We start from the raw sequence: 11,925 nt of genomic DNA, 5'->3' as shown, positions 1-11,925 counted from the left end.
CAAACCACCCGTTAGACGGGTGGTTATGATTTTTCCTCGGTTTTCCTCGGTTTTCCTCCCTCATATCATTTCTATTTACTGGTGAAACATGTTATAATTGTTTTGAACGACTATTATAGAAAGATGCAAGGAGACGAGCATGGAAGAACTTAAGAAAATCGCTGGTGTAACCGCTGCCAAATACGTTGAAGATGGAATGGTTGTTGGACTCGGTACAGGGTCAACAGCTTACTTCTTCGTAGAGGAAATTGGCCGTCGCATTAAGGAAGAAGGTCTTACTGTTGTTGGCGTAACGACATCAAGTCAAACCACTAAACAAGCTGAAGGCTTAGGCATTCCTTTGAAGGCAGTGGATGACATTGACAGTATTGATGTTACTGTTGATGGAGCCGACGAAGTAGACCCTCAACTCAACGGGATTAAAGGTGGTGGTGGTGCCCTTCTGATGGAAAAAATTGTCGCTACACCTACAAAAGAATATATTTGGGTGGTTGATGAGTCTAAAATGGTTGATCAATTAGGTGCTTTCAAACTACCAGTTGAAGTAGTTCAATATGGTGCTGACCGTCTGTATCGTGTCTTTGAGTCTAAGGGTTATAAGCCATCATTCCGACTTACGGAACAAGGTGACCGCTTTGTTACAGATATGAAGAACTATATCATCGATCTTGATTTAGGTAAGATTGAAAATCCAGTAGCTCTTGGTGAAGAACTAAAAGCTATGACTGGTGTTGTCGATCATGGATTGTTCAATGGCATGGTTAACAAAGTCATCGTTGCAGGAAGAGACGGTGTTAAGGTCGTTGAAGTTAAGGCTTAGTCCGATTTTTATTCCCCTCACTTTTAATGAGGAAAACTAATTAATTTTTGTCAAACTATTAAATAATATAGAAAGGCAAGAGGTAATTTCGAAAAGATTTTATCTCTTTGTGGTGTTATTATGTCCAAATTTAACCGAATGCATTTAGTCGTTCTTGATTCAGTAGGAATTGGTGCTGCTCCAGATGCCAATGACTTTGTCAATGCAGGTGTGCCAGATGGTGCTTCAGATACCCTTGGTCATATCTCTAAATCAGTAGGATTGAATGTGCCAAATATGGCTAAGCTTGGTCTAGGAAATATTCCTCGTGAAACACCTTTGAAAACAGTACCGACAGAAAGCAACCCAACTGGTTATGCAACAAAATTGCAGGAAGTTTCTCTTGGTAAAGATACGATGACTGGTCACTGGGAAATCATGGGTCTCAATATTACTGAACCTTTTGATACTTTCTGGAACGGATTCCCAGAAGAAATTCTCACTAAAATTGAAGAATTCTCAGGCCGTAAAGTCATTCGTGAAGCGAATAAACCATACTCAGGTACGGCTGTCATCGAAGACTTTGGACCTCGTCAAATGGAAACTGGTGAATTGATTATTTACACTTCAGCTGACCCAGTTCTTCAAATTGCTGCACACGAAGATGTTATTCCTTTGGATGAATTGTATCGCATTTGTGAATATGCACGTTCAATTACTCTTGAGCGTCCAGCTCTTCTAGGGCGTATCATTGCTCGTCCTTACGTTGGTGAACCTGGAAACTTCACTCGTACGTCTAACCGTCGTGATTTGGCTGTCTCACCATTTGCACCAACTGTTTTGGATAAATTGAATGAAGCTGGTATCGATACTTATGCCGTTGGTAAAATCAATGATATTTTCAATGGAGCTGGTATCAACCACGATATGGGGCACAACAAATCAAATAGCCATGGTATTGATAATTTGATTAAAGCTATGACTTCTGAAGACTTCAAACATGGCTTCTCATTCACAAACTTGGTAGACTTTGATGCCCTTTATGGACACCGTCGAGACCCACATGGATATCGTGATTGCTTGCACGAATTTGACCAACGTTTGCCTGAAATCATTGCTGCTATGCGTGAAGATGATCTCTTGATGATTACAGCAGACCACGGAAATGATCCAACTTATGCAGGTACAGACCATACTCGTGAATATATTCCTTTCTTGGCTTATAGCCCATCATTCAAAGGAAATGGACTTATTCCAGTAGGTCATTTCTCTGACATCTCAGCAACTGTCGCTGAAAACTTTGGTGTAGATAAAGCCATGATTGGTGAAAGCTTCTTGGATAAACTTATCTAAAATGAAGCGCTATGCATTTTTGGTTCGTGGAATAAACGTTGGTGGTCGTCACAAGGTAGTCATGGAGGAATTTTGTCGTGAGTTAGAAGAACTCGGTATGTCACATGTTTCTTCCTATATAAATAGTGGAAATCTTTTCTTTGATTCTACCTTGATGAAAGAGGAACTCCTCTTAGTTTTAGAGGAATTTCTAAATAAGGCTTATCCATTTATTAAGGTATTTTCTCTTTTTACTCTTGAAGATTATCAAAATGAAGTGGCCTCATTACCTAAGTGGTGGGAAGATGATTTCTATAGAAAAGACGTCCTCTTATTCACTGAAAGACTTGATAAGAACGAAATGAAGAAGATTATTAACTCTTTAGAGTTGAAAGATGAAATACTTCATTTTGGTCAACTTGGTGTCTACTGGGTAAAGTATGATAAATCAACTTATAGCCAAACAGCTTATCATAAGAAGTTATTGAAAACACCTTTTTATCCTGATATAACCATTCGAAATGCAAGAACTTTTTCAAAAATTGGTCACTTTTTAAGAATGAAATAAAATTAAGGGAGAAATAACATGTCGCTACTTGAAAAAATTAGGGTTACTCAAGCATTTTTGGAAAGCAAAGGAATTGAAAAACCTGAGTTTGGTTTAATCTTGGGTTCTGGACTTGGTGAGTTGGCTGAAGAAGTTGAAGACGCAGTTGTCATTGACTATGCGGATATTCCAAACTGGGGACAATCAACGGTTGTCGGACATGCTGGAAAACTTGTTTACGGAACTTTGTCTGGACGTAAGGTTTTGGCTCTTCAAGGACGTTTCCATTTTTATGAAGGAAATCCGCTTGAAGTCGTTACTTTCCCTGTACGTGTTATGAAAGCTCTTGGATGTGAAGGAGTTGTTGTAACCAATGCAGCAGGTGGTATCGGCTTTGGCCCAGGTACTTTGATGGCCATCACTGACCACATTAACATGACTGGTCAAAACCCATTGATCGGTGAAAACTTGGATGATTTTGGTCCACGTTTCCCTGATATGTCTAAAGCTTACACACCTGAATACCGTGAAACCGCTCATAAAGTGGCTGATAAACTTGGTATCAAATTGGATGATGGTGTTTATATCGGTGTGACTGGTCCAAGTTATGAAACTCCAGCTGAAATCCGTGCTTATAAGACACTTGGTGCAGATGCTGTTGGGATGTCAACAGTTCCTGAGGTTATTATCGCAGCTCACTCTGGTTTGAAAGTTCTTGGTATTTCATGTATTACCAACTTTGCTGCTGGTTTCCAAGAAGAATTGAACCACGAAGAAGTGGTGGAAGTGACAGAGCGTGTTAAAGGGGACTTCAAAGGATTGCTAAAAGCGATTCTTGCTGAACTCTAAAATATGATAGCTCGGGGAATAAAACCTATAACGTCATTACCCAAGTCGACTAGGTTAAGTTTAGCTGTTTTTGGAACCGGTATTGCTTCAGGTTTGGTAGGCATTCTTTGTCATTACCTTTTGGAGTTTATACAAATTCTTGTATTTGGTAATGATAAATCGAATTTATTGTCACAGTTTAACTCTGTAAGTCCCTTTCGACGATTTGCAGTATTGCTTGTAGTAGGTGTTTTGGCTAGTTTATTTTGGTATTTCCTTCAGAGACGAGTGTCCCTCCTTTCTATTAGTAAGTCTAAGCAACTCGTTGGTAAGAAGAGTCCAAATTTTCTTGGCCAAAGTCTACATGCTTTGATGCAGGTTGCAATCGTTGGAGCTGGTTCCTCAATTGGTAAAGAAGGAGCGCCTCGAGAATTAGGCGCTCTATTTGGTGGTAGTCTATCCAAAGCCTTGCATTTGGATGTTGTTGATAGACAATTGCTAATTGCTTGCGGGGCAGGCGCTGGCTTAGCTGCGGTTTACCAAGTCCCCTTTGCCAGTACACTGTTTGTTCTGGAAACCTTAGGGGTTGCTTGGAAATCAAAAAATATTGTTATCATTCTTGTGACAACCTATTTGTCAGCTTATTGTGCTCGACCAATCGTTGGTAAGGAGGCAATGTATCAAGTCGGTAAAGTTAGCTCAGACCCTGCTAGTCTGATTCAGGTTATTGTTCTTGTATTAGTGATAACTCCGCTGGCGATGATGTTTAGCTTCTTAGCCAAAAAGGCTAGCAAAAGTCGTATTACTGATAAACGTATTCTGTGGACCATGCCACTATCTTATGTAGTATTAGGTGGGATTGCAGCTTTCTATCCTTTAATCATGGGAAATGGTCAGGTTCTAGCCCAATGGTTATTTTCAGGTGGGGGTTCAGCATACCTACCTCTTATCCTTGTCGTCAAAGGTCTTATGGTATGTTTACTTTTATGGGGAGGCTCTTATGGGGGAACCCTAACCCCTTCCTTTACCTTAGGTGCCGGATTAGGTTTCTTATTGACAAGTTGTCTTGAGATTTTTGGCTTATCACTCAATCCTACTCTAGGAATGTTACTCGGTGCAACCGTATTTTTAGGAACAACTTTAGATGCTCCTCTAACTGGGATAGCCTTAGTTCTAGGTTTTACTGGTCAAGGAGGGCTGGTAGCAGTACCACTACTCTTAGCGAGTCTACTATCGAGGATAATTAAAAATAGATGGAAGAAAAAACAATGAATATTCATTTTATCTTACACGAAACGTTTGAAGTCCCAGGAGCCTATTTAAAATGGGCTCAAGACCGTGGGCATAATATCACATCAACCAAGGTATATGAGGAAGAGATTCTTCCTGAAACCGTTGAAGGTATTGATTTTCTAATTGTGATGGGTGGCCCTCAGTCACCTGATGAAGATCGTCAGGCCTTTCCTTATTATGACCCAGAAGCTGAGATTGCATTTATGCAAAAAGCAATTGCTGCTGATATCTATATTGTTGGGGTTTGCCTAGGTGCTCAACTTTTATCTGTAGCCTATGGTGGTGAGTATGAACATAGTCCAGAACGTGAGATTGGGGTTTTCCCTGTTACATTAACTGAGGCAGGTTTGGCGGATGACCATATCAAAGGTTTTGGCAAAACCCTAAATACTGGTCACTGGCATGGTGATATGCCTGGATTGACTGATAATGCAGTTGTTCTTGCTATTAGTCAAGGTTGTCCACGCCAAATTGTTCGCTTCAGTCCTAAACACTATGCCTTTCAGGCACACTTGGAGTTTGATCTTGAAGCCATTGATTTACTTATAGCTGCTGACGGTGAAGAGCATTTACGTCAGCAAAATAAAGAGTTGCCTTTTGTTCAAACACCTGAACAATTGCGTGCCAACGATTATTCTGAAATGAACAAAAAGTTATACGATTTTCTTGATTCATTGACTCAAGCTTAATCCACTTTTAAAGTAGTTATTTATCCACTATATAATAGTAGAAAAATATTTAAAAATAAAAATTAAGAAAGGTAGAGCGTGTGTTCTGATTTGAACACGAGCGGAAAGCTCGGAAAATAGATAGTCTTCATTTGTTTTCTGTCTGCTCCTTTACCATCAAAAAATGAAAGGAAGGGTAGTTCGGGTTTGAAACTGAACCTGGGCTAGAGGCTGTGTAAAAAAGATAAATTCTCCTAGATGCGAAGCATCTTTGTCGGATTTCCTATTTTTACTTTGCCTCTTTAACGCCCTTGGTATCTTATATTATGTCTATTCATATTGCTGCTAAGCAAGGAGAAATTGCTGATAAAATTCTTCTTCCAGGGGATCCATTGCGTGCGAAATTCATTGCTGAGAATTTCCTTGAAGATGCTGTATGTTTTAATGAAGTTCGTAACATGTTTGGTTACACAGGAACATACAAAGGTGAACGTGTCTCAGTAATGGGAACAGGAATGGGGATGCCATCGATCTCTATTTATGCGCGTGAGCTTATCGTTGACTATGGTGTTAAAAAATTGATCCGTGTGGGTACTGCTGGTTCATTGAACGAGGATGTTCACGTTCGTGAGTTAGTTCTAGCACAGGCCGCAGCGACAAACTCTAACATTATCCGTAATGATTGGCCACAATACGATTTCCCACAAATTGCAAGTTTCAATCTCTTGGATAAGGCTTACCACATTGCCAAAGACCTTGGTATGACAACACATGTTGGTAATGTCTTGTCATCTGATGTTTTCTATTCAAATTATTTCGAAAAAAACATTGAGCTTGGTAAATGGGGAGTGAAGGCTGTTGAAATGGAAGCAGCAGCTCTTTATTACCTTGCAGCTCAACACCAAGTAGATGCTCTTGCCATCATGACTATTTCTGATAGTTTGGTCAATCCAGATGAAGACACTACAGCTGAGGAACGTCAAAACACTTTCACTGACATGATGAAAGTTGGTCTTGAAACACTAATTGCAGACTAATTTGTAAAAGGACGCCGTTAGGTCGTCCTTTTGTGTTGTAACTAAGATCTACTCGAAGAATCAATAGGTTAAAAATTTTCAAACTACTAGAAAAAAATAAAAATATTTGGAAGAAAAAGACTTGTAATAAATAGATAAATATCCGATAATTTAAGATTCAACCACCAAAAATGTGAAAAATAGTTTACAATATTATGAAAAATGATAGAAATTAAATGCTTGATATCATAATGAAAAACGGTTTCTTCTTTTTTAAAAAGAATGACAATTGAAATGAAGTTATAGTAATGTTATAATGATAATGGGAAATGTCTAATTTTAATTTTTAGGAGCAATTTATATGAGTTCGCGTACGAATCGTAAGCAAAAACGTACGAGTAATAGATCGTGGGGGATGGTCAACGTTGGGTTGACCATTCTGTATGCTATTTTAGCATTGGTCTTATTATTCACAATGTTCAATTATAATTTCCTATCATTTAGGTTTTTGAACATCATTATCACCATTGGTTTGTTGGTAGTTCTTGCTATTAGCATCTTCCTTCAGAAGACTAAGAAATCACCACTAGTGACAACGGTTGTATTGGTTATCTTCTCGCTAGTTTCTCTGGTTGGTATTTTTGGTTTTAAACAAATGATTGATATCACTAACCGTATGAATCAGACGGCTGCATTTTCTGAAGTGGAAATGAGCATCGTAGTTCCAAAGGATAGTGACATCAAAGATGTGAGTCAGCTTACTAGCGTACAAGCACCAACTAAGGTTGATAAGAACAATATCGACACCTTAATGTCTGCTCTAAAGAAAGACAAAAAGGTTGATCTTAAAGTTGATGATGTTGCTTCATATCAAGAAGCTTATGACAATCTTAAGTCTGGCAAATCTAAAGCTATGGTCTTGAGTGGCTCTTATGCTAGCCTACTAGAGTCTGTCGATAGTAACTATGCTTCAAATCTAAAAACAATCTATACTTATAAAATTAAAAAGAAGAATAACAATTCTGCAAAACAAGTAGATTCAAAAGTCTTCAATATTTATATTAGTGGTATTGATACCTACGGTTCAATTTCAACAGTATCACGTTCAGATGTCAATATCATTATGACCGTTAACATGAACACACATAAGATTCTCTTGACGACCACTCCACGTGATGCGTACGTTAAGATTCCTGATGGTGGGGCAGACCAGTATGATAAATTAACCCACGCAGGTATTTATGGCGTCGAAACATCTGAAAAAACTCTGGAAAATCTTTATGGCATTAAGATTGATTACTATGCACGAATTAACTTCACATCTTTCCTTAAGTTGATTGACCAACTTGGTGGTGTGACAGTTCATAATGATCAAGCTTTCACAAGTCTTCATGGGAAGTTTGATTTCCCAGTTGGAGATATCCAAATGAATTCTGAACAAGCCCTTGGCTTTGTTCGTGAGCGTTATAGTTTGGATGGAGGAGACAATGACCGTGGTAAGAACCAAGAAAAAGTGATTTCTGCGATTGTAAACAAGTTAGCTTCACTAAAATCAGTATCAAACTTTACTTCAATTGTTAACAATCTTCAAGACTCTGTTCAAACGAATATGTCTCTAGATACCATTAATGCTCTGGCCAATACACAACTTGATTCAGGTTCTAAATTTACGGTGACTTCTCAAGCAGTAACAGGTACAGGTTCAACCGGACAATTGACCTCTTATGCTATGCCAAATTCTAGTCTCTACATGATGAAACTGGATGATTCTAGTGTGGAAAGTGCCTCTCAAGCTATCAAAAATTTGATGGAGGAAAAATAAGTGATTGACGTTCACTCACATATTGTTTTTGATGTTGATGATGGTCCTAAAACTTTAGAAGAAAGTCTTGACCTCATTGGCGAAAGCTATGCGCAAGGAGTGCGTACTATTGTTTCAACATCCCATCGTCGTAAGGGAATGTTTGAAACCCCAGAGGATAAAATCTTTGCAAACTTTTCTAAGGTAAAAGAAGAAGCAGAAGCACTTTATCCAGACTTAACTATTTATTATGGTGGTGAACTTTATTACACCTCAGACATTGTGGAGAAACTCGAAAAGAATCTCATTCCACGGATGCACAACACTCAATTTGCTTTGATTGAGTTTAGTGCTCGCACCTCTTGGAAAGAAATTCATAGTGGGCTTAGCAATGTTTTGCGAGCAGGGGTGACACCAATTGTTGCTCACATTGAGCGCTATGATGCCCTCGAAGAAAATGCTGATCGTGTTCGAGAAATCATCAATATGGGCTGCTATACTCAAGTCAATAGCTCACATGTCCTCAAACCAAAGCTCTTTGGAGATAAAGATAAAGTAAGAAAGAAACGTGTTCGTTATTTCTTGGAAAAAAATTTGGTTCATATGGTTGCTAGTGACATGCATAATCTTGGTCCAAGACCACCATTTATGAAAGATGCCTACGCTATTATCGAAAAGACTTACGGAACGAGACGTGCTCGTAACCTTTTCATCGAAAATCCACAAACACTACTTGAAAATCAATACATATAGGAGAAACTATGACTCAGGAAAACACGAAGCGTGTTGAAATCGATGTACTTGCACTATTGCAAAAACTTTGGACTAAAAAGTATTTATTCTATTTACAGCCTTCTATGTAGCTGTCTTTGCCTTCTTGGGAACTTATTTCCTCATTCAACCCACATATACGTCATCGACACGTATCTATGTGGTTAACCAAGCGAATGATGGCAAAAACCTTTCTGCTCAAGATTTGCAGGCCGGTACATTTTTGACAAAAGACTACAAAGAAATTATTACATCAAACGATGTCTTGTCAGAAGTTATCAAAGATGAAAAATTGAATATGACAGAAGCTGAACTTGCTAAAATGATTTCAGTTAATATTCCTACTGATACTCGTCTTATCTCAATTTCAGTTAATGCTAAAACTGGTCAAGATGCGCAAACACTTGCCAATAAGGTTCGTGAAGTTGCTTCAGAAAAAATCAAGAACGTGACAAAAGTTGAAGATGTCACAACGCTTGAAGAAGCTAAATTGCCAGAGTCACCATCTTCACCAAATATCAAACGTAACGTGCTTCTTGGAGCAGTGCTTGGAGGATTCCTTGCAGTTGTTGGTGTATTGGTACGTGAAATCCTAGATGATCGTATTCGCCGTCCAGAAGATGTAGAAGATGCCCTTGGAATGACACTTCTTGGAATTGTCCCTGATACAGATAAAATTTAAGGAGAAGAAATGCCTCTATTAAAGTTAGTAAAATCTAAAGTAAACTTTGCCAAACAAACAGAAGAGTATTACAATGCCATTCGCACAAATATTCAATTTTCTGGTACACAGATGAAAGTGATTGCGGTTAGCTCTGTTGAAGCTGGCGAAGGGAAATCAACGACATCTGTTAACTTGGCGATTTCATTTGCTAGTGTTGGGCTTCGAACACTTCTCATTGATGCTGATACTCGTAACTCTGTTTTGTCAGGTACATTTAAGTCAAATGAGCCTTATAAAGGTCTTTCAAATTTCCTATCAGGAAATGCAGATCTGAATGAAACTATTTGCCAAACTGATATTTCTGGTTTGGATGTCATTGCATCTGGTCCTGTACCACCTAATCCAACGAGTCTTTTGCAAAATGACAATTTTAGACATTTGATGGAAGTTGCTCGTAGTCGTTATGATTATGTCATCATCGATACACCACCAATTGGTTTGGTCATTGATGCCGTTATTATTGCCCATCAGGCGGATGCTAGTCTTTTGGTTACAGCAGCTGGGAAAATCAAACGTCGTTTCGTAACTAAGGCCGTTGAACAATTGGAACAAAGTGGTTCTCAATTCTTAGGAGTCGTCCTTAATAAAGTTGATATGACAGTTGATAAGTATGGATCATATGGTTCTTACGGATCATATGGCGAGTACGGAAAAAAATCAGACCAAAAAGAAGGTCATTCAAGAGCACATCGTCGTAGAAAAGGATAGCATTAATGGGGATGATGCGGCTCCTTATACCTTAACAGATTAAAAAGGGGTTTAGAGTGAAAGAAAAACAAGAAATTCGTCGCATTGAAATTGGTATTATACAGTTGGTTGTGGTTGTTTTCGCAGCCATGGTAGCTAGTAAAATACCTTATACAGAGATTACCCAAGGAAGTATTGTCCTTTTAGGTGTCGTACATGTAGTGTCTTACTATATCAGTAGTTATTATGAAAATCTTAAGTATAGAGGCTACTTGGATGAACTCATTGCAACTGTCAAATATTGTTTCGTATTTGCTCTAATTGCAACTTTCCTCTCGTTTTTTGCAGATGGAAGTTTTTCTATCTCACGTCGCGGACTTCTTTATGTTACCCTGATTTCAGGTGTTCTCTTATACGTTACAAATACTGTTCTTAAGTATTTCCGCTCTTCTATCTATACACGTCGTAAAAGTAACAAGAATATTCTCTTGATTTCTGATCAGGCGCGTCTTGAAAATGTTTTGTCTCGTATGAAAGACAATATGGATGGTAGGATTACAGCAGTTTGTGTCTTGGATAATCCTTATTTCACTGATCCATTTATCAAGAGTGTTAAACCTGAAAATTTGATCGAATATGCGACACACTCAGTAGTAGACCAAGTTTTGATTAATCTGCCAAGTGAGCAGTACAAGATTTGGGATTATGCATCACCTTTTGAGCTCATGGGAATTCCAGTATCCATTAATTTGAATGCCCTTGAATTTATGAGTCAAGGTGAAAAACGTATTCAACAATTGGGTCCTTTCAAAGTTGTTACCTTTTCAACGCATTTTTATAGCTATGGAGATATCTTGGCTAAACGCTTCCTCGATATCTGTGGAGGCCTAGTTGGTTTGGTGCTTTGTGGGATTGTTGGAATCTTCCTTTATCCACTTATTCGTAAAGATGGTGGGCCAGCCATTTTTGCTCAGGACCGTGTGGGTGAGAATGGACGTATCTTCAAGTTTTATAAATTCCGTTCTATGAGAGTAGATGCTGAAGAAATTAAGAAGAATTTGATGGCACAGAATCAAATGTCTGGTGGTATGTTTAAGATGGACAATGATCCACGTATTACCAAAATCGGCCATTTCATTCGTAAAACGAGTCTTGATGAACTTCCACAATTTTGGAATGTTCTAAAAGGTGATATGAGCTTGGTAGGAACACGTCCACCAACATTGGATGAGTACGAATCTTATACACCTGAACAAAAACGTCGCCTCAGCTTTAAACCAGGTATTACTGGTCTTTGGCAAGTAAGCGGTCGAAGTGAGATTACGGATTTTGATGAAGTTGTAAAACTAGACGTTGCTTATATGGACGGATGGACAATCTGGCGCGATATCAAAATCTTATTGAAAACAATTAAAGTAGTAGTAATGAAGGATGGAGCAAAGTGATGGCTTTCTCCATT

General features: G+C 38.5%; 11 protein-coding genes and 1 pseudogene. All 12 read left to right on the top strand.

Going from position 1 to position 11,925, the window contains the following annotated elements; translation table 11 throughout:
• Nucleotides 1-139: 139 nt before the first annotated feature.
• The 12 genes and pseudogenes from rpiA (at nucleotide 140) to HMPREF2979_RS09115 (ending at nucleotide 11,911) form a co-directional block, all read left to right on the top strand.
• Entirely contained in the window at nucleotides 140-820 is a 681-nt protein-coding gene (gene rpiA / locus HMPREF2979_RS09170) for a ribose-5-phosphate isomerase RpiA (RefSeq protein WP_048675955.1), read from the top strand.
• Between the two features lie 120 nt (nucleotides 821-940).
• A complete protein-coding gene (locus tag HMPREF2979_RS09165; RefSeq protein WP_070656396.1) occupies nucleotides 941-2,152 on the top strand; it encodes a phosphopentomutase in 1,212 nt (403 codons plus the stop codon).
• A 1-nt stretch (nucleotide 2,153) separates the two neighbouring features.
• Nucleotides 2,154-2,699 (top strand): DUF1697 domain-containing protein, encoded by a 546-nt coding sequence (locus HMPREF2979_RS09160; RefSeq protein ID WP_070656393.1) that lies wholly within the window; start codon nucleotides 2,154-2,156, stop codon nucleotides 2,697-2,699.
• Nucleotides 2,700-2,717: 18 nt separating this feature from the next.
• Entirely contained in the window at nucleotides 2,718-3,527 is an 810-nt protein-coding gene (locus tag HMPREF2979_RS09155; protein WP_037600556.1) for a purine-nucleoside phosphorylase, read from the top strand.
• A 3-nt stretch (nucleotides 3,528-3,530) separates the two neighbouring features.
• Complete coding sequence (locus HMPREF2979_RS09150) at nucleotides 3,531-4,778, top strand: chloride channel protein (RefSeq protein ID WP_070656390.1); 1,248 nt, start codon at nucleotides 3,531-3,533, stop codon at nucleotides 4,776-4,778.
• Entirely contained in the window at nucleotides 4,775-5,488 is a 714-nt protein-coding gene (locus HMPREF2979_RS09145; RefSeq protein ID WP_070656415.1) for a type 1 glutamine amidotransferase, read from the top strand. Before HMPREF2979_RS09150 ends, HMPREF2979_RS09145 begins: the two co-directional genes overlap by 4 nt.
• A 305-nt stretch (nucleotides 5,489-5,793) precedes the next feature.
• On the top strand, nucleotides 5,794-6,504 hold the full coding sequence (deoD, locus tag HMPREF2979_RS09140) for a purine-nucleoside phosphorylase (protein WP_048675940.1): 711 nt from the start codon (nucleotides 5,794-5,796) through the stop codon (nucleotides 6,502-6,504).
• A gap of 340 nt (nucleotides 6,505-6,844) precedes the next feature.
• Nucleotides 6,845-8,305, top strand: a complete 1,461-nt coding sequence (locus HMPREF2979_RS09135; protein ID WP_070656386.1) for an LCP family glycopolymer transferase CpsA — start codon at nucleotides 6,845-6,847, stop codon at nucleotides 8,303-8,305.
• Nucleotides 8,306-9,037, top strand: a complete 732-nt coding sequence (gene cps4B / locus HMPREF2979_RS09130; protein WP_002884982.1) for a capsular polysaccharide biosynthesis protein Cps4B — start codon at nucleotides 8,306-8,308, stop codon at nucleotides 9,035-9,037.
• A gap of 8 nt (nucleotides 9,038-9,045) precedes the next feature.
• A pseudogene (locus HMPREF2979_RS09125) lies at nucleotides 9,046-9,737 on the top strand (capsular polysaccharide biosynthesis protein).
• A 9-nt stretch (nucleotides 9,738-9,746) separates the two neighbouring features.
• Nucleotides 9,747-10,487, top strand: a complete 741-nt coding sequence (locus HMPREF2979_RS09120; protein ID WP_070656383.1) for a tyrosine-protein kinase — start codon at nucleotides 9,747-9,749, stop codon at nucleotides 10,485-10,487.
• A gap of 56 nt (nucleotides 10,488-10,543) precedes the next feature.
• The gene (locus HMPREF2979_RS09115) at nucleotides 10,544-11,911 is read left to right on the top strand and encodes a sugar transferase (protein ID WP_070656380.1); all 1,368 of its coding nucleotides are present in this window, start codon (nucleotides 10,544-10,546) and stop codon (nucleotides 11,909-11,911) included.
• Nucleotides 11,912-11,925: the final 14 nt, after the last annotated feature.

The sequence above is a fragment of the Streptococcus sp. HMSC078H12 genome (assembly GCF_001814615.1).
GTDB classification, from domain to species: Bacteria; Bacillota; Bacilli; order Lactobacillales; family Streptococcaceae; genus Streptococcus; species Streptococcus salivarius_F.
Note: the sequence above shows the minus strand (reverse complement) of the source record. Positions and strands in the feature narration are given on the sequence as shown.

Coding starts and splice junctions, on each gene's coding strand:
- rpiA (WP_048675955.1), top strand. CDS start 140: ATGGAAGAACTTAAGAAAATCGCTGGTGTAACCGCTGCCAAATACGTT.
- HMPREF2979_RS09165 (WP_070656396.1), top strand. CDS start 941: ATGTCCAAATTTAACCGAATGCATTTAGTCGTTCTTGATTCAGTAGGA.
- HMPREF2979_RS09160 (WP_070656393.1), top strand. CDS start 2,154: ATGAAGCGCTATGCATTTTTGGTTCGTGGAATAAACGTTGGTGGTCGT.
- HMPREF2979_RS09135 (WP_070656386.1), top strand. CDS start 6,845: ATGAGTTCGCGTACGAATCGTAAGCAAAAACGTACGAGTAATAGATCG.
- deoD (WP_048675940.1), top strand. CDS start 5,794: ATGTCTATTCATATTGCTGCTAAGCAAGGAGAAATTGCTGATAAAATT.
- HMPREF2979_RS09150 (WP_070656390.1), top strand. CDS start 3,531: ATGATAGCTCGGGGAATAAAACCTATAACGTCATTACCCAAGTCGACT.
- HMPREF2979_RS09155 (WP_037600556.1), top strand. CDS start 2,718: ATGTCGCTACTTGAAAAAATTAGGGTTACTCAAGCATTTTTGGAAAGC.
- HMPREF2979_RS09145 (WP_070656415.1), top strand. CDS start 4,775: ATGAATATTCATTTTATCTTACACGAAACGTTTGAAGTCCCAGGAGCC.
- HMPREF2979_RS09120 (WP_070656383.1), top strand. CDS start 9,747: ATGCCTCTATTAAAGTTAGTAAAATCTAAAGTAAACTTTGCCAAACAA.